At 69.1% G+C, this 18,454-nt stretch carries 16 protein-coding genes; 8 read left to right on the top strand and 8 right to left on the bottom strand.

The genetic code is table 11. The features are described from left to right. Nucleotides 1–5 precede the first annotated feature (5 nt). The 6 genes from ON43_RS13910 to ON43_RS13885 all read left to right on the top strand — a co-directional run bounded on the left by ON43_RS13910 (nt 6) and on the right by ON43_RS13885 (nt 8,679). Complete coding sequence (locus ON43_RS13910; protein WP_040807608.1) at nt 6–1,787, top strand: gamma-glutamyltransferase family protein; 1,782 nt, start codon at nt 6–8, stop codon at nt 1,785–1,787. A gap of 78 nt (nt 1,788–1,865) precedes the next feature. Beyond that, a complete protein-coding gene (locus ON43_RS13905; RefSeq protein ID WP_040807606.1) occupies nt 1,866–3,485 on the top strand; it encodes an ABC transporter substrate-binding protein in 1,620 nt (539 codons plus the stop codon). 17 nt (nt 3,486–3,502) lie between these two features. Next, complete coding sequence (locus ON43_RS13900; RefSeq protein WP_245568582.1) at nt 3,503–5,122, top strand: ABC transporter substrate-binding protein; 1,620 nt, start codon at nt 3,503–3,505, stop codon at nt 5,120–5,122. A 5-nt stretch (nt 5,123–5,127) separates the two neighbouring features. Then, on the top strand, nt 5,128–6,084 hold the full coding sequence (locus ON43_RS13895; RefSeq protein ID WP_040807604.1) for an ABC transporter permease: 957 nt from the start codon (nt 5,128–5,130) through the stop codon (nt 6,082–6,084). After that, a complete protein-coding gene (locus tag ON43_RS13890) occupies nt 6,081–7,049 on the top strand; it encodes an ABC transporter permease (RefSeq protein WP_245568581.1) in 969 nt (322 codons plus the stop codon). The genes ON43_RS13895 and ON43_RS13890 overlap by 4 nt, the downstream gene beginning before the upstream one ends. Nucleotides 7,050–7,059: 10 nt before the next feature. Then, entirely contained in the window at nt 7,060–8,679 is a 1,620-nt protein-coding gene (locus tag ON43_RS13885) for a dipeptide ABC transporter ATP-binding protein (RefSeq protein WP_040807602.1), read from the top strand. Here ON43_RS13885 and ON43_RS13880 read toward each other — a convergent pair. The 7 genes from ON43_RS13880 to argC form a co-directional block, all read right to left on the bottom strand. Next, nucleotides 8,604–9,290 carry a hypothetical protein gene (locus ON43_RS13880; RefSeq protein ID WP_040807599.1) on the bottom strand — a complete coding sequence of 229 codons (687 nt, stop codon included), beginning with the start codon at nt 9,288–9,290 and terminating at the stop codon, nt 8,604–8,606. The two genes, ON43_RS13885 and ON43_RS13880, sit on opposite strands and share 76 nt — an antisense overlap. Nucleotides 9,291–9,380: 90 nt before the next feature. Continuing rightward, nucleotides 9,381–9,878, bottom strand: a complete 498-nt coding sequence (locus tag ON43_RS13875) for an arginine repressor (protein ID WP_040807674.1) — start codon at nt 9,876–9,878, stop codon at nt 9,381–9,383. A gap of 26 nt (nt 9,879–9,904) precedes the next feature. Then, nucleotides 9,905–10,849 carry an ornithine carbamoyltransferase gene (gene argF / locus ON43_RS13870; protein ID WP_040807598.1) on the bottom strand — a complete coding sequence of 315 codons (945 nt, stop codon included), beginning with the start codon at nt 10,847–10,849 and terminating at the stop codon, nt 9,905–9,907. Then, a complete protein-coding gene (locus ON43_RS13865) occupies nt 10,846–12,039 on the bottom strand; it encodes an acetylornithine transaminase (RefSeq protein WP_040807596.1) in 1,194 nt (397 codons plus the stop codon). Before ON43_RS13865 ends, argF begins: the two co-directional genes overlap by 4 nt. Continuing rightward, entirely contained in the window at nt 12,036–12,935 is a 900-nt protein-coding gene (gene argB, locus ON43_RS13860; RefSeq protein ID WP_040807595.1) for an acetylglutamate kinase, read from the bottom strand. The genes ON43_RS13865 and argB overlap by 4 nt, the downstream gene beginning before the upstream one ends. Then, entirely contained in the window at nt 12,932–14,140 is a 1,209-nt protein-coding gene (gene argJ / locus ON43_RS13855) for a bifunctional glutamate N-acetyltransferase/amino-acid acetyltransferase ArgJ (protein ID WP_040807592.1), read from the bottom strand. Before argJ ends, argB begins: the two co-directional genes overlap by 4 nt. Then, nucleotides 14,137–15,195, bottom strand: a complete 1,059-nt coding sequence (gene argC / locus ON43_RS13850; protein WP_040807590.1) for an N-acetyl-gamma-glutamyl-phosphate reductase — start codon at nt 15,193–15,195, stop codon at nt 14,137–14,139. The genes argJ and argC overlap by 4 nt, the downstream gene beginning before the upstream one ends. Before the next feature lie 88 nt (nt 15,196–15,283). On the opposite strand from argC, the gene ON43_RS13845 reads away from it, so the two are divergent. Both ON43_RS13845 and ON43_RS13840 read left to right on the top strand, forming a co-directional pair. Beyond that, nucleotides 15,284–16,987: an LCP family protein gene (locus ON43_RS13845; protein WP_040807673.1), complete on the top strand. Its 1,704-nt coding sequence runs from the start codon at nt 15,284–15,286 to the stop codon at nt 16,985–16,987. A gap of 43 nt (nt 16,988–17,030) precedes the next feature. Further along, nucleotides 17,031–17,807: an isocitrate lyase/PEP mutase family protein gene (locus ON43_RS13840; RefSeq protein ID WP_040807588.1), complete on the top strand. Its 777-nt coding sequence runs from the start codon at nt 17,031–17,033 to the stop codon at nt 17,805–17,807. On the opposite strand, the gene ON43_RS13835 is transcribed toward ON43_RS13840, so the two are convergent. Beyond that, on the bottom strand, nt 17,808–18,454 hold a 647-nt coding region (locus tag ON43_RS13835), incomplete at its 5' end, for a sigma factor-like helix-turn-helix DNA-binding protein (protein WP_040807587.1).

The raw sequence follows: 18,454 nt of genomic DNA, 5'->3' as shown, positions 1-18,454 counted from the left end.
ATCGATTGTTCACCACCCGCCCCACCTTGCAGGGCACCTTCGGCATGGTGTCCTCCACCCACTGGCTGGCCTCGGCCACCGCGATGGCGGTGCTCGAGGACGACGGCAATGCCTTCGACGCCGCGGTCGCCGCGGCCTTCGTGCTGCATGTCGCGGAGCCGCACCTCAACGGTCCGGCCGGTGAGGTGCCGATCATCCTCGCACCCATCGGAAATGCCCCGAAGGTGTTGTGCGGTCAGGGCCCGGCCCCGGCCGGGGCGACGATCGATCACTACCGCGGACTGGGCCTCGAACTGGTGCCCGGCACCGGCCCGCTGGCCGCCGCGGTGCCCGGCGCGTTCGACGCCTGGATGCTGCTGCTGCGCGATCACGGCACCAAGCGGCTGTCGCAGGTGCTGTCCTACGCCATCGGCTACGCCGAGCACGGGATCCCGGCGGTCGAGCGGATCGGCCAGACCATCGCCGAGGTCCAGGAGCTCTTCGAGACCGAGTGGACCGACTCCGCGGCGGTCTACCTGACCGACGGCAAACCGCCCGCACCCGGTGCGCTGCTGCGCAATCCGGCGCTGGCGCGGACCTGGCGGCGGGTGCTCGCCGAGGCAGAGGCAGCCGGTGCGGATCGGGACGCCCAGATCGAGGCGGCAAGGCGCGTGTGGCGCAGCGGCTTCATCGCCGAGGCGCTGGCCGCCGCGGCGGCGCGGCCCACCATGGACACCTCCGGCGAACGGCACACCGGCACCCTCGAACTCGCCGACTTCGCGAATTACGAAGCGACGTACGAGGATCCGGCCGCCTACGACTGGAACGGCTGGACCATCGCCAAGGCCGGACTGTGGAGCCAGGGCCCGGCGTTCCTCCAGCAGCTGGCCTTGCTGTCCGAGCTGCCCGCGTACGGCACGCCCGAGTACTACCACGTCCTGATCGAGGGCTCGAAGCTGGCGCTGGCCGATCGGGAGGCCTGGTACGGCGACAGCACGCAGGTCACCCTCGAACAGCTGCTGTCGCCGGAGTACAACGCCGCGCGCCGGGCATTGATCGGCGAGAAGTCCTCCGAGGAGCTGCGCCCCGGCAGCCCCGGCGGTCTTACACCCCGGCTCAGCTCCTACGCGCGTTCGAATGCTATTGGCGCAACTTCGATTTCACTCGGCGCTGGCGAGCCGACGGTGGCCTCCAACGGCAACACCCGCGGCGACACCTGCCACCTCGACGTGGTGGACCGCTGGGGCAATATGATCGCCGCGACCCCCAGCGGCGGCTGGCTGCAATCCAATCCCGTGGTGCCGGAACTGGGTTTCCCGCTCGGCACCCGGCTGCAGATGTCGTGGCTGGAGCCGGACCTGCCGAATTCCCTTGTCCCCGGCCGTCGTCCGCGCACCACGCTGAGCCCCTCGCTGGCCTTGCGCGAAGGCGCGGCGGTCATGGCGTTCGGCACTCCGGGTGGCGATCAGCAGGATCAGTGGAGCCTGCACTTCTTCCTGGCGGTCGCGCTGGGCGAGCGGGTGCGCGGCAGCCTCGATCTGCAGGGTGCCATCGACGCGCCGAACTGGCATCAGGAGAGCTTCCCGGGCTCGTTCTATCCGCGCACCATGAGTCCCGGTGTGACCGTGGTGGAATCGCGCATCGGCACTGAGGTGATCGCCGATCTCGAACAGCGGGGTCATCGGATCACTGTCGGCGGCCCCTGGTCGGAGGGCCGGATGTGTGCGGTGTCCCGCGATCCGGAGACCGGCGTGCTGGCCGCGGGAGCCAATCCCCGGGGTATGCAGGGTTACGCCGCGGGGCGATGAAAAGTACAGCGTATGAACGGAATTCCGCGCCGATCCGTCGCCGCGAAATTCATGGGATGTCGAAGTAGGTTGTTGCACATGCACTTCTCCAGAGTCCTGGGGCTCGGCGTCATCGCCGTCACACTCGCGTCCTGCGCGGCGCAGACATCGGACCACACCGGAGCGCACGCCGATGATTTCGGCACGCCGGTGGGCACGCAGTCGGTCAAGGCGGGCGGTGATCTGGTGATGGGCCTGTCGGCGGAACCCGACCGCCTGGACCCGACCACCTCGAGCTCGCTGTACACGCGCTACGTGATGAACTCGATCTGCGAAAAGCTCTACGACAACGACAGTTCCGGCAAACTGGTCCCGCAGCTGGCCACCGCGTTGCCGACGGTGTCGCAGGATGGGCTGACCGTCACCATCCCGCTGCGCACCGGCGTCAAATTCGCCGACGGCACGCCCTTCGACGCGGCCGCAGTGCAGACCAGCCTGCAGCGCCACCTCACATTGAAGACCTCGCAGCGCACCAGTGAGATGGGCCCGATCGCGAGCATCGACGTGCAGAGCCCGACCGAGGTCGTCGTCCACTACAAGCAGCCGTTCGCACCGCTGACCGCCGCCCTGGCCGACCGGGCCGGGATGATCCTGTCCCCGGCCGAATTGACCAAGGCCGGTGACAATTTCGGCGATCACCCGGTGTGCGTGGGCCCGTTCAAGTTCGTCGAGCGGGTGCCGCAGACCTCCATCAAGGTGGAGCGCGATCCGCTGTACTACGACGCGGCGCAGGTGCACCTGGACACCATCACCTACCGCATCATGACCGACGCCAATATCCGCGCGACCAATCTGCGGTCCGGTGACATCCAGGTCGCGGACACGATCAGCCCGCAGGACGTCGACGCGCTGGCCAAGGAATCGAATCTGCGTGTGCTGCAGGCGCGCGGCCTGAACTTCCGCGGCCTCTACGTGAATGTCGGCAACGTGGACGGCGTGGGCAAACCCGCCAAGCCGATCGACACCCCGCTGGCCAAGGATGCCCGGGTCCGCGAGGCGCTCTCGCTGAGCATCGACCGGAATGCCCTGGCCGCCACCGTGTTCAACAGCTGGTACGAGCCCGCGTGCACGCCGATCGCCCCGGAGAGCACCTACGCCACACCCGCCGGAATCGCCTGCCCCGCATACGATCCCGAGAAGTCCAAGAAGCTCCTCGCCGAGGCGGGAGTGCAGACCCCGTACAAGGTGAAGCTGCAGGTGCAGAACTCCCCCGATCAGCTGCGCTATGTGCAGGCGCTGCAGGCCGGTGTCGCGGCGGGCGGATTCGAGCTCGAGATCCTGCCGACCGAGTACTCGGCGCTGCTCGACGTGCAGAAGCGCGGCACCTACGAGGCGCTGTTCCTGGGCTGGTCCGGCCGGATCGACCCGGACGCCAATATCTCCCGGTTCCTGACCACCGGATCCAGCGGCAACTACTCGGGTTACAGCTCGCAGGCGCTCGACGATCTGCTCGGGCAGGCGGCCCGCACCACCGACACCGCCCGCCGCGCGGACCTGTACGGGCAGGCGGTGACGCTCATCCAGAAGGACAACCCGTACCTCTACACCTACCGTGAGCGGCTGCTGGCCGCGCACACCACGAAGGTCACCGGCATCGAGCAGTATCCGGACGGCGTGGTGCGGGTGGCCAAGGCCGCGTTCCTCACGGGTCAGGGATGAGCCACCGACGCTCTCGGGTGAGCAGGCTGCTCGCGGTCGGTCTCGCCGCCTTCGTGCTCGCGTCCTGCTCCCAGACCGAATCGCCCGTAGTCGTCGCCAGCCACGCCGACGACTACGGGACCCCGGTCGGGGATCAGCCGGTGCGCCAGGGCGGCGACCTGACGATGGGGCTGTCCAACGATCCGGACCGCCTGGATCCGACGACGTCCAGCTCGCTCTACACGCGCTATGTCATGAGCACGATCTGCGAAAAGCTCTACGACAACGACGCTTCCGGCAACCTGGTCCCGCAGCTCGCCACCGAGCTGCCGCGCTTCTCCGATGACGGGCTGACGGTCACCATCCCGGTCCGCACCGGCGTCACCTTCGCCGACGGCACCCCGTTCAACGCGGCGGCGGTGCAGACCAGCCTGAAACGCCATCTCTCCTTGGAGGGTTCGCAGCGCACCGCCGAGCTGGGCCCGATCGCCGAGGTCGAGACCGAGGGCCAGACGCAGGTGGTGCTCCGCTACAAGCAGCCGTTCGCACCCATCACCGCGGCGCTGGCCGACCGCGCCGGCATGATCATGTCCCCGGCCGCGCTGAAGGAGGAGGACAAGAACTTCGGCGACAATCCGGTGTGCGTGGGCCCGTTCAAGTTCGCGCAGCGCACCCCGCAGACCTCCATCGTGGTCGAGCGCGACCCGCTCTACTACGACGCGCAGAACGTGCACTTCGACACCATCACCTACCGGATCATGACCGACCCCAAGGCCCGGGCGTCGGCCATCCGCTCGGGGGCCATCCAGGTCGCGGACACCATGTCGCCCCAGGACGCCGATGCGCTGAGCACGGATGCCCATCTACACCTGCTGGTTTCGGGCTCGTTCGGCTTCCAGGGCTTCTACCTGAACATCGGCAATGTGGACGGCGCGGGTAAACCGGCGAAGCAGATCGATACGCCGCTGGCCAAGGATCCCCGTATCCGCCAGGCGCTTTCGCTGACCATCGATCGACAGGCGTTGGCGGACAAGGTGTTCAAGGGCTGGTATCAACCGGCCTGCACCGGCATCGCGCCGCTCACCTCATTCGCGACCGAGGCCGCCACCCGGTGCCCGGTCTACGATCCGGAGCGTTCACGCCGCCTGCTCGCCGAGGCCGGGGTGCAGACGCCCTACCCGATCACCATGCAGGTCATGAATGTCGCCGACCAGCTCGAGTACGCGCAGGCGCTGCAAACCGCGGTCGCCGCGGGCGGATTCGATCTGCGCATCGTGCCGACCGAGTACGCGGCCATGCTGGACGCGCAGAAGCGCGGCACCTACGAGGCGCTGCTGCTGGGCTGGTCCGGGCGACTGGATCCGGACGGCAATATCGCCCGCTTCCTGACCACCGGATCCAGCGGCAACTACACCGGATTCAGCTCACCCGCGCTGGACGATGTGCTGGGCTGGGCCGCGCACACCACCAGCCCGGCGCGCCGCGGCGCCCTGTACGAGCAGGCGGTCGCGGCCATCCAGCGCGACAACCCGTACATCTACACCTATCGGCTGCGGAATCTGACCGTGCAGTCGACCCGGGTGACCGGGATCGAGGTGTACGCCGACGGCGCGGTGCGGCTCGGCAAGGCGGCGTTCGTGCCGGATCGGAACGGCTGAAGCCCATGCTGCGGTTCGTCTTTCACCGGTTATGGCAATCGGCGGTCACGCTGCTGCTGGTGTCGCTGGTCGTGTTCGCCGGGGTGCGCGCGCTGCCCGGCGATCCCGCCACCACCATGGCCGGTGATCAGGCGGATCCGGCCACGGTCGCCGCGGTACGGGTCGAGCTCGGTTTGGATCGCGCGCTGCCGATTCAATACCTGGACTTCGTGAAGAACGCGGCGAGCGGCGACTTCGGGCGGTCGATCCGCACCGGAACCCCGGTGCGCCACATGATTCGGGTGACGCTGCCGGTCACCGTGCAGCTGGCGGTGTACGCCATGCTGATCGCGGTGCTGGTCGGGGTGCTCGGCGGCGTGATCGCGGCGGTGTATCGCGGGCGCTGGCCGGAGTGGCTGGTGAACGGGGTGTCGCTGGTCGGATTGTCGGTGCCGACCTTCTGGCTGGGCATTCTCGCGGTGCTCTACCTGTCGGTGGGGCTGGGCTGGTTCCCGGCCTCGGGATATGTGTCGCCGCTGGATCATCCGCTGCGTGGCCTCTACTACCTGACCCTGCCCGCGCTGATCCTGGGCGTCACGCACGCCGCGGTGGTGCAGCGGCAGACGCGCTCGTCGATGGTGGAGACGCTGACCGCCGATTTCGTCCGCACCGCCCGCGCCAAGGGCCTGCCGCCGCGCACGGTCATCGTGCGCTACGGGCTGCGCAACAGCCTGATCGTGGTGACCACGGTCATCGGGCTGCAGCTCGGCCTGCTCATCGCGGGCACGGTCGTGACCGAGCGCATCTTCGGCCTGCCCGGTATCGGGAAGCTGACCTTGGATTCGGTGTTCTCCCGGGACTATCCGGTGATTCAAGCGGTCGTCCTGGTCATCGCCGCGTCCTACATCGTGATCAATCTGCTGGTCGACGTGCTGTACACGGTGATCGACCCGCGGGTCCGTGTCGCCGGGAGGGCACAGTGACCGTGTCGAAGAGCTCGGAGAGTACGGACTCCGTCGTGCAAGACGCCGAGAAGATCGCCGAATCACCTGCCGCCGCGCCGGATTCGGCCACCTCGCCGGATTCGACCCCGCCGATGCCTCGGCCGGTCTCGACGCCCGCCCGGGTATGGCGACGCCTGCGGGGCAATCCGCTGGGGCTGGTCGGTGCGGCACTGCTGCTGATCGTGATCGTACTCGGCGCGTTCGCGCCGCTGCTGGCTCCCTACTCACCCGCCGCGGTGCACTTCCCGACGCCGTTCCAGAAGCCCGGAACGGTCGGATTCCTTTTGGGCTCCGACGATCTGGGCCGCGATGTGCTGTCCCGGGTGCTGTACGGCACCCGCGCCTCGCTCGAGGTGGGCGGGCTGGCGGTGCTGTGCGCGGTCGTGATCGGGGTACCGCTGGGGCTGCTCGCCGGGTTCTGGCGCTGGCTGGACGTGGTGCTGTCCCGCATCGCGGACGCCGTGCTGGCGTTCCCGTTCGTCATGCTCGCGGTCGGGCTGACCGCCATCTACGGCGCGGGACTCACCCAAGCCGCCATCGCCCTGGGTGTCGCACAGGTGCCGGTCATGATGCGGGTGGTGCGTGCGGAAACGTTGCGGCTCAAGGGAACCGACTTCGTACTGGCCGCGCGTGCCATGCACGTCCCATCGTCGCGGATCCTGGCCGAGCACATCCTGCCCAATTCCCTGGCCCCGATCATCGTGCAGGCCACGGTGATCATGCCGACGGCCGTGCTGGGCGAGGCGATCCTGTCGTTTCTGGGCCTGGGCATCAGACCCCCGAACCCCAGCCTGGGCATCATGCTCGCCGACGCCCAGCAGTACCTTTCGCGCACCCCTTGGCCGGGCGTCTTCCCCGGCGTGATGCTGCTGCTGATCTGCTTGGGCTTCAACCTTTTCGGTGACGCGCTGCGGGACGCGCTCGATCCGAAGACGAATCGCTGAGAGGCTCGCGATGAGTGAATCACTGTTGGAGATCAGCGATCTGCGCGTGGACTTCGGCGCGATGACCGCGGTCGACGGCGTCGACCTCACGATCGCCACCGGCGAGCGGGTCGCCGTGGTCGGCGCCTCCGGATCCGGCAAATCCTCACTCGCGCACGCGATCATCGGCCTGCTGCCCGGCGCCGGGCGGGTCCGTAGCGGCAGCATCCGCTGGCGTGGAACAGATCTCACTCGCGCCGACGAGAAGCACCTGCGCGGCATCCGCGGCAAGGACATCGGCTTGGTCCCGCAGGACCCGATGTCGAACCTGAACCCGGTGTCCCGGGTGGGCCGCCAGGTCGCGGAAACCCTGGAGGCACACGGCCTCTACTCGGGCCGCGCCGCCACCGACCGCGCCATCGAACTCCTCGGCGAGGCGGGCCTGCCCGACCCCGCGCGCCAGGCCCGTCAATACCCGCACGAACTCTCCGGCGGCATGCGCCAGCGCGCCCTCATCGCCATCGGCCTGTCCTGCCGCCCCGGCCTGCTCATCGCCGACGAACCCACCTCGGCCCTCGATGTCACCGTGCAACGCCGAATCCTCGACCACCTGGACGAACTGACCAAGGAATTGGGCACCGCCCTGCTGCTGGTCACCCACGACCTGGCCCTGGCCGCCGAACGAGCCGACCGCGTCCTGGTCATGTCCGACGGCCGGATCGTCGAATCCGGCCCCGCCCGAGACGTTCTCACCGACCCCCGCGAGGACTACACCCGCCGCCTGGTCGCCGCCGCCCCCGCCCAGTCGGCCCCACTGGTGGAGGACACCGCAGCCGACCCCGAAGGGCCTCCGGTCCTGGTGGTTTCGAACCTCTCGAAGACCTTCCGGGCCCGCGGTCGCCGCCAACCCGCACCCGCCGTCGACGATGTCTCCTTCACCATCTCCCGCGGCCGCACCACCGCCATCGTCGGCGAATCCGGCTCCGGCAAGACCACCACCGCCCGCATGATCCTGGGCCTGCTCCCCGCCACCTCCGGCAGGGTCCGCCTGGACGGCGAAGAGATCGTCACCCTCCGCGGCGCCCGACTACGGGCTGCCCGCCGCGCCATGCAACCGGTCTTCCAGAACCCCTACTCCTCCCTCGACCCGATGTGGACGGTCGAACGCCTGATCGCGGAACCCTTGCGCGCCTTCGCAACCGGCGACCGCACTGTCCGCCGCGCCCGCGTCGCCGAACTCCTCGACCAGGTGGCCCTCCCCGCCGCCCTGGCCCACCGCTACCCCCACGAACTCTCCGGCGGCCAACGCCAACGTGTGGCCATAGCCCGCGCCCTGGCCGTCAACCCCCGCCTCATGATCTGCGACGAGCCCGTCTCCGCCCTCGACGTCCTCATCCAGAACCAGATCCTCACCCTCCTGGCCGACCTCCAGTCCCGCCTGAACCTCAGCTACCTCTTCATCACCCACGACCTGGCGGTGGTCCGAGCCCTCGCCCACGACGTGGTGGTCATGCGCGAGGGCCGAATCGTGGAGCAGGGCCCCACCACCCGAATCCTCACGACTCCCGCGGCCGCCTATACCCGGGACCTGCTGGCCTCCATCCCCGGAGCCAGGGCCGAATCGGCTGTGGCAGTCGAGGCGAGGTCGTAGATCCGGCCGAGGCAGTAGCCCGCGTCATCGGCGAGCCGGACGAACGGCGGCGGGCTGACCGGTAGGCGCAGCGCGGCGCTGTCGAGGTCGCGCGGGTAGGGTCGCCGCAATCGAGCCGTGCGGCCGCCGGGTTCGGTCGGCGGGGCCGGGGGCTGCGGCGGGAAATCGGGCACGCGAATCGGATCGGGTACCGGGACATCGCTCCAGCTGAGCACGGTCTGTCGTTCCGCTCGGAACAGAATTCCGCCACCGATCCAGTCGGAAGCCAGCACCCGGCCCGACAAGGCGACCGTCAATTGCGTGAACCGCCCGCCGTAAGGCTCGGGCGCGCTGTCCGACACGGCATGAAATCCGCAGCTGCACAACGGGTCCGGAACCGCGTGGCTGCCACCGCGGCGGCACTGCGCCACGGCGTCGATCGGGTACGGCTCACCGCCGGTGGCCGGAATGAACAGCTCCTCCCCCGCAACCCGGCGAGCCACCTTGTGCGCCAGTACCACCCACATCCCGTCGGCGGTCCGGGTGAGACTCTCCTGGACCACCTCCGGCACTTCGGGCCGCTCCCGCGTCCCGGCTTCGAAGGATGCGATCAGTCCATAGCCTTCGCACATGTGCGTTCCTCGCTCGGGGATTTCGTATCCTCCGAGCGTACGCGCCCGTATCGCCCTCGCTACCGCAATTATCCTGCGGCACAGCCCGATTCAGGCCAGCTGTTCGATCTTGGCGGCCAGCTCCGCGCCGGTCATGGGCTCGCGCGCGATGACCGCGATGGTGTCGTCGCCCGCAATGGTGCCCACAATCTCCGGCAGCGCGGCGCGGTCGAGGGCACTGGCGAGGAAGTGCGCGGCCCCGGGCGGAGTTCGCAGGACTGCGATATTGCCGCTGGCGTCGGTGGAGACCAGCAGGTCGCCGAGGAGCTTGGAGAGGCGTTCGGTGCCGCCGGTGACACCGCGGACCGGGCTGCCGTCCTCGGGCACCACGTAGACGCCCGCGCCGCCGTCGGCCGCGCGCAACTTCACCGCACCGAGCTCGTCGAGGTCACGCGACAGCGTCGCCTGTGTGGTCTCGATGCCCTCGGCCGAAAGCAGCACGGCCAGTTCGGACTGACTCCGCACCTCGTGCTGCGAGAGGATCGCGACGATCCGCGCCTGCCGCCCGGCGCGGGTGCGCGCGATGGCCGCACCCGCCTTGCCGGACACGGTGGCGGGTGAGCGACGTTCGCCGCTCACTTCTCACCTCGCTCGAATCGCTCCAGCAGCCATACGAGTAGCGCCTTCTGCGCGTGCAGCCGGTTCTCGGCCTCGTCCCAGACCGCGCTGTGCGGCCCGTCGAGCACCTCGTCGGTGATCTCCTCGCCGCGGTGCGCCGGAAGGCAGTGCAGCACGGTCACATCGGCGGCGGCCCGGGCCAGCAGCGCGGCGTTCACCTGGAACGGGCGGAAGGGGGCGACGCGATCGCGGCCGTCGTTCTCCTGGCCCATGGAGGTCCAGGTGTCGGTGACCAGCGCGTCCGCACCCTCGGCGGCGGCCTGCGGATCATTGGTGACGGTGATGGTGGCGCCGGTCTCGGCGGCCCGCTTCTGCGCGGCGTCGAGGATCCAGCCCAGCGGCTCGAAACCCTCGGGCGCGGCGATGGTCACGTTCATGCCCGCGGTCACGCCGCCGAGCATGAGCGAGTGCGCCATATTGTTCGCGCCGTCACCGAGGAAGGTGAGATTGCGACCGGACAGGTCCGCGCCCTTGCGCTCCTTGAGCGTCTGCAGGTCGGCGACCACCTGGCACGGGTGGAACTCGTTGGACAGCGCGTTCACCACGGGAACCGTTGCGGCCCCGGCCATCTCGTCCAGGCGAGCCTGCTCGAAGGTGCGCCACACGATGGCGTCCACGTACCGCGACAGCACCCGGCCGGTATCGGCGAGGGTCTCCTCGCGGCCCAGCTGGGTGTCGCGCCCGTCCACCACGACGGCGTGCCCGCCGAGCTGAGCGATGCCCATCTCGAAGGAGAACCGGGTGCGGGTGGAGTTCTTCTCGAACATGACCGCGACACCGCGCGGCCCCGCGAGCGGCTTGCGCGACTGCGGCGCGGCCTTGAGTTCCGCGGCGATCGCGAGGATCTCGGCCTGCTCGGCGGGGGTGACGTCGTCGTCACGCAGGAAATGCCGGATGGTCACTTGGTCTCCTCGGTGGCCTGGGCGGCATCGAGGATGCCTGGCAGGTCGGACAGGAAGTTCTCGGCCTGAGTCTCGGTCAGAACCAGGGGCGGCGCGAGTCGAATCACATTGGGCTTGGCCGGGTTCAGCAGGTAACCGGCCTCCCGCGCGGCGGCGTCCACCTGGGCGGAGACGTCGGCGGTCAGCTGGATGCCGATGAGCAGGCCCGCGCCGCGCACATGGTCGACCAGCGGGTGATCCAGGTTCTCGATGCCGTCGACGAGGATCTTGCCGACGGTCTCCACATGCGCGAGCAGACCCTCCTCGTCGATGGTCCGCAGCACGGCCAGCGCCGCCGCCGCGCACACCGGATTGCCGCCGAAGGTGGTGCCGTGCATGCCGGGCTGCAGCAGTTCCGCCGCCGCGCCCTGGGCCAGCACGGCACCGATGGGTAGGCCGCCGCCGAGCCCCTTGGCCAGGGTGATGACATCGGGGACGATGCCCGCCGCCTGGTGCGCGTAGAACGCGCCGGTGCGGCCGATACCGGTCTGCACCTCGTCCAGGATCAGCAGCGCGCCTTGGTCTTTGGTGATGGCGCGGGCCTTGGCCAGGTAGTCGGCCGGGGGCACCACGACACCGCTCTCGCCCATGATGGGTTCGAGGAACACCGCGGCGGTGTCCTTGTCGACCGCGGCGGCCAGCGCCATGGCGTCGCCGTAGGGCACGTGCACGACGCCGGCGGGCATCGGCTCGAACGGGGTCCGCTTGGACGGCTGACCCGTCAATGCCAGTGCGCCCATGGTCCGTCCATGGAAGGCCTCTTCACACGCGATGATCTTGGTCTTGCCGGTCAGCCGCGCCATCTTGAACGCGGCCTCGTTGGCCTCGGTGCCGGAGTTGCAGAAGAACGCCTTGCCGTGCCCGTCGCCGAAGTGCGCGAGCAGCCGCTCGGCCAGTTCGATGACCGGTTCGGAGGCATACAGATTCGACACGTGCCCGAGCGTGCCCAGCTGCTGGGTGACCGCCGCCAGGATCGCCGGATGCGCGTGGCCGAGGCTGTTGACCGCGATGCCGCCCAGGAAGTCCAGGTAGCGCTTGCCGTCGGCGTCGTAGACGACCGCGCCCGCGCCGCGCACCAGCGCCACCTTCGGGGTGCCGTAGTTGTTCATCAACGCGGTGTTCCACCGCTGCTGAATGTCGGCAGTGCTCATGAGTTCTCCTCGGCGGGGGTGACCATCGTGCCGATGCCCTCCCCGGTGAACAGTTCCAGCAGGACCGAATGGGCGACCCGCCCGTCGATCACGTGCGCGGTCGGGACGCCGCCCTCGACGGCGCGCAGGCAGGCCTCCATCTTCGGCACCATGCCCTCGTCCAGCGACGGCAGCAACTTGGCGAGCGCGTCGGTGTCGATGCGCGAGGTCAGCGAGGACCGGTCGGGCCAATTCGTGTAGAGGCCCTCGACATCGGTGAGGATGACCAGTTTCTCCGCGCCTATGCCCTCGGCCAGCGCGGCCGCGGCGGTGTCGGCATTGATGTTGTGCACCACGCCGTCCGCGTCGGGGGCGATGGTGGACACGACCGGAATGCGGCCCGCCGCAATGAGATCCAGCACGGCGGACGGCTCGACCGAGGTCACGTCGCCGACCAGCCCGATATCGGTGGCCTCGCCGTCGACCTGTACGGTGCGCCGCGTCGCGGTGAACAGGTGCGCGTCCTCACCGGAGATGCCGACCGCGTACGGTCCGTGGGCGTTGATGAGCCCCACCAGTTCCCGGCCCACCTGCCCGAACAGCACCATACGCACGACATCCATGACCTCGGGCGTGGTGACCCGGAAACCGCCGCGGAACTCACCGGTCATGCCGAGCTTCTTCAGCATCGCGGAGATCTGCGGCCCGCCGCCGTGCACCACCACCGGGTGCACGCCGACCGTGCGCAGGAACGCCATATCCGCGGCGAACGCCTTCTTCAGCTCGTCGTCGATCATGGCGTTGCCGCCGTACTTCACGACCACGATCTTGTCGCGGAATTTCTGCAGCCACGGCAGCGCGTCGGCGAGGACGTGCGCCTTGTCGAGGGCCGAAAGCTGGTTCACCACATCGTTCATGAGCTGTAGGCCGAATTCTCTTCGACGTAGCCGTGCGAGAGGTCGGTGGTGCGGATGGTCGCCTCGCCGTCGCCCAGGCCGAGGTCGACGAGCACCGCGATATCGGGCCCGGACAGGTCCACCTCGCGCGCGCCCGGCGCACCCACGCCGTCGACGCACACCGGAGATCCATTGAACGACACCGAAACCCGGTTCGGATCCAGTTCGATGGGCGCGATGCCGATGGCGGCCAGCACGCGGCCCCAGTTCGGGTCGGAGCCGAAGAACGCGGTCTTCACCAGGCTGTCGCGAGCCAGTGCCCGCGCGCCGACGAGCGCTTCTTCCTCGCTCACAGCGCCTTTCACGGTGATGTGCACGCGCTTGGTGACGCCCTCGGCGTCGGACATGAGCTGCTCGGCCAGATCGTCGCAGACCGCCAGCACGGCCGCGTTCAGATCCTCCTGCGACGGCGTGACCCCGGACGCGCCGTTGGCCAGCAGCAGCACGGTGTCATTGGTGGAGCAGGAGCCGTCCACGTCGAGCCGGTCGAAGGTGTAGCCCGTCGCCTTGCGCAGCGCCTCGTCCAGCTGCTCGGGCGTGGCGACCACATCGGTGGTCAGCACCACCAGCATGGTGGCCAGCGACGGCGCGAGCATGCCCGCACCCTTGGCCATGCCGCCGACGTTCCACTTGTCCCGATGATGGAACGCCACCTCCTTCGGCACGGTGTCGGTGGTCATGATGGCCCGCGCCGCCTCCGCGCCGCCGGACAGCCCGCCGCCCATCTCGTGCACGATCTCGGTGACGGCCGGGATGAGCTTGTCCATCGGCAGCCGGTCACCGATCAAACCCGTTGAGCAGACCGCGATCTCGCCCGCGCCGGTCTCGGTGCCCCAGTTGCTCAACGCCTTCGCGAGCTCCTCGGCGGTGGCGTGGGTGTCCTGGAAGCCGCCCGGGCCGGTGCACGCGTTCGCGCCGCCGGAATTCAGGATGACCGCGCGCAGCCGGCCGCCGCTCAGCACCTGCTGCGACCACAGCACCGGCGCGGCCTTGACCTTGTTGCGGGTGAACACGCCCGCGGCCGCGTACTCAGGGCCCTCGCTGAACACCAGCGCCAGGTCCGGCTTGCCGGACTTCTTGATGCCCGCCGCGATACCCGCCGCGCGGAAACCCAACGGTGCGGTGACGCCCTGGGTCCGCACCAGCTTGCCGTTGTCGATAGTCACGGTGCCACTCCTACGGTGGAAAGTCCTGCGGTCTCGTCGATTCCGAGAGCCAGATTCATGGATTGCACCGCGGCGCCCGCGGTGCCCTTGGTCAGGTTGTCGATCGCGCCGATCACCACCAGCAGCCCGGCGTCGGTGTCCACGGTCACCTGCAGGGTGACGGCATTGGAGCCGAGCACCGAACCGGTCTGCGGCAGTACGCCTTCGGGCAGCAGGTGCACGAAAGGCTCATCGGCGTAGGCCTTCTCGTAGACGGCGCGCGCCTGTGCGGCGTCCACGGTGGTCGGTGCGGTGCAGGTGGCGAGGATGCCGCGCGGCAGCGGGGCCAGCACGGGGGTGAACGAAACACTCACGTCCACACCGGAACCGGCAGCCTTCAGATTCTGCGCGATCTCCGGGGTGTGCCGGTGCGCGCCCGCGATGCCGTAGGCACGCAGCGAGCCCATCACCTCCGAGCCCAGCAGCCCGACATCGAGCTTGCGTCCCGCGCCCGAGGTGCCGCTCACCGCAACCACATTCACCCGCGGCTCGATGATCCCCGCCGCGACGGCCGGGGCCAGCGCCAGGCTCGACACGGTCGGGTAGCAACCGGGCACCGCGATCCGGGTTGCCCCGCGCAGCTTCTCGCGCCCGCCCGGCAGTTCCGGCAGCCCGTAGGGCCAGCTGCCCGCGTGCGGGGAGCCGTAGTACTTCTCCCACGCGGCCGCGTCGGTGAGCCGGAAGTCGGCGCCGCAGTCGATGATGATCGTGGACTCCGGCAATGCCGTGGCGATCGCCGCGGACTGCCCGTGCGGCAGGCCCAGGAAGACCACGTCGTGGCCCGCCAGTTCCTCGACGGTGGTGGGCGCGAGCACCCGGTCGGCCAGCGGCAGCAGATGCGGCTGCAGCTCACCCAGGGTGGTGCCGGCATTGGACCCCGCGGTCAGCGCCCCGATCTCGAGGCGCCCGCTTCGGTAGGCTGGATGACCGAGTAGCAGTCGCAGCACTTCGCCGCCCGCGTAGCCGCTCGCACCAGCTACCGCGACCCGCAGGGGTCCGTTCGAGACATCCGCCATGTGATGATTATGCACGACTGTGCAAGCTCATTCACAACCGGGCGAGAATCTGACAGCGAGCGCCGCTTACGGCACACTCGACAGCGCCATGTACGACGACGCCACCCAACCGCTGCCGGTCGTCGGTCCCGAAGCGGGCCGCAGCCGCCGGACACCGGAGACGCCCACCCCGACTCCCCGACGGTCGCGACGTGCCGAGCCACCCACGAGCCGTCGACGGGCGGACCGGCGGCGTTCCGAGGGCAAGACCGGGGGAACCGGCGGCAAACCCGAGCGCACGTCGGCGCAGCGCGAGCGGGATCGGCGGCTGCGCATGGCCGGGCGCGGTGTCATGGCGCTGGTGGCCGCGGGCGTGATGGGCATCACCGGCATCGTCTGGTACGGCGAGACCAGCCTGGATCAGGGCTTCACCCGCTCGGGCGCGATCTCCCCGGAGGACGTGAACCTCGACGGCGACATCAATATGCTGCTGATCGGTCTGGACACCCGAAAAGACCTGGACGGCAACGATCTTCCCAAGGCGATCCTCGACCAGCTGCACGCCGGCGACGGCTCCGAGGGCGGCTACAACGCCAATTCGCTCATCCTGGTGCACATTCCGAAGGATCTGAAACACATCGTCGCGTTCTCGATTCCGCGTGACGACTATGTTCCCGTACAAGGCATTCCGGGCTACGACCACGCCAAGATCAAGGAGTCCTACGGCCTGAAGAAGTGGTCGGTCGAGGAGAAGCTCAAGGCCAAGGGCATGGCCGAGGGACCCGAACTCGAGCGTCAGGGCCGGGAGGCGGGGCGCGCCAGCATCGTTCAGACCGTGAAGGCGCTCACAGGCGTGCCCATCAACCGGTTCGCGGAGATCTCCCTGGCCGGCTTCTACGATCTGGCGACCGCGCTCGGCGGTGTCGACGTGTGCCTCAATCACGCCGTGGACGACAGCTACTACTCCGGCGCGGTCTTCCCCGCCGGACCCCAGCATCTCGACGGCTCCGACGCGCTGGCCTTCGTGCGGCAGCGGCACGGCCTCGAGAACGGCGATCTCGACCGCACCCACCGGCAGCAGGCGTTCCTCACCTCGGTCGCCAATTCCATGAAGAGCTCGGGCACGCTGGCCAATCCGGGACGGCTCAAGTCGCTCATGGATGTGGCGCACAAGGACGTGGTGCTCTCGGACGGCTGGAGCCTCACCGATTTCGCCACCACGCTCGGCCGCGCGGAATCGCCGACGGTGGAGTTCCGGACGCTGCCGGTGCTGCGCTACGACAATGTCGACGGCCAGGACGTCAACATCATCGATCCGGTGGCCATCAAGAAGACGGTGCGCGAGGCGTTCGGGGTGTCGACCCCGGCCGCGCCCGCCGCCCCGGCCACCACCCCCACCTCGACGCTGGATGTGGCGAATGCCAGCGGCACGCCCGGCCAGGCGGCGAAGGTGTCGAAGTTGCTGACCACCAAGGGTTTCCCGGCCGGCGACGTGACCAATGCGACCTATGCCGACGGCACCACCTCGACGATCTACTACGGCACCGGCGCGGACGTCGACGCCAAGCAGCTGTCGGAGATGTTCGGCGGCCTGCCGGTGAGCCCGTCGACCTCGCTGTCCGCCGGTCACGTGAAGCTGGTCGTGGGACCCGATCTCGAGATTCCGGCATCCCTGGATCCGACGGCGACCACCACCAGCCCGACCACCACCGCGGGCGGCACCTCGACCGGCGGCACCACCACCTCCGACGCGCCGGATTCCGGTAAGCCCGTCACCACTACGATCGGCTCGAAGATTCCCTGCGTGAACTGACCTCCGCGGCGCGGAGCGATCACCCGGCCCTGAGAGCGGTGGCATGACGAAGACCGAGCTGTTCCGCAGCCTGCACCACGGCGACAAGCCGCTGGTGCTGCCCAATGCCTGGGACTTCGGCTCGGCCGCCATGCTGGCCGAGGCCGGATTCCCGGCGATCGGCACCACCAGTCTCGGGGTCGCCGCCACCGCCGGGCTGCCCGACGGGACCGCGGCCACCCGCGACGAAACCCTCGCGCTGGCACGGCGACTCGGGCGGCTCTCGATTCCGGTGACGGTGGATGTCGAGGGCGGATTCAGCACCGACCCGGGTGAGGTGGCGGAGTTCTGCGCCGAGCTGGTCGCGCTGGGCATCGCGGGAATCAACCTGGAGGACAGCCGATCCAATGCGGAGCTGGCCGATCCGGAGGCGCACGGCGAGCTGATCGCAGCCGTGAAGTCCAGGGTGCCCGAGCTTTTCATCAATGCGCGCACCGATACCTACTGGCTGGGCATCGACGCGGCGTCCACCCTCGACCGGGTGCTGTACTACGAGAAGTGCGGTGCGGACGGCATTTTCGTGCCCGGCATCACCGATCCCGAGGGTATCCGCGCGCTCACCACGGCTTTGACCGCACCGCTGAATCTCCTGTTCTCCCCCACCGGGCCGACCGTCGCCGAGCTGGCCGAACTCGGGGTGCGGCGGGTCAGTACCGGATCGCTGCTCTACCGCGCGGCGTTGGCCGCCGCCGTGCACACCGCAGAATCGGTCACCCACGGCCATCAGCTGGTCGGCGAGATCCCCAGCTACGCAACGATTCAGCGGCTGCTGGAGCCGTAGTCACCGGTTCAGCGCCCGCGTCAAGTCGGCCGTGTGCAGCTTGTCGGGATTGCGGACCGCGTACAGCCCGGTGATGCGGTCCCCGCTGATCTCGATCAGCTGCACGGTGTCGAGCCGCCCGTCCGCGTCGCGCAGCAGAATCGCGGGCAGCGCGTTGTAGGTGCCGAACTCGATGGTCATGTCCCCCAATGCCTTTCGCACCAGCCCGATCAGGTAGGTGGCGACCTTCTCCGCGCCGACCACCGGGCGGCGGGCCGCGGTGACCTTGCCGCCGCCGTCGGAGATCTGCACGACGTCCGGGGCGAGCACGTCCATGAGCGTCTGGACGTCACCGGTCTGCGCGGCCTGCAAGAACTTTCCGATCACCGCGCGACTGGTGTCCGAGTCGGATTCGAACCGCTTCTTGCGGGACCGCACGTGCTCGCGGGCGCGGTGCGCGATCTGGCGCACGGTCGCATCGGATTTGCCGACCATGCCCGCGATTTCGACCAGGCTGTGGCCGAACACCTCCGAGAGGACGAACACCGCGCGCTCGGTCGGGCCGAGGGTCTCGAGCACCAGCAGCATGGCCATCGACACCGATTCCGCCAGCAGCACATCGGAACTGGCGTCGGTCTCGGTGCGAATCGGTTCGGGCAGCCAGCTGC

Origin of the sequence: Nocardia concava NBRC 100430, assembly GCF_000308815.1 — a bacterium.
Lineage (GTDB): Bacteria > Actinomycetota > Actinomycetes > Mycobacteriales > Mycobacteriaceae > Nocardia > Nocardia concava.
This window is presented reverse-complemented; position numbering and strand designations above follow the sequence as displayed.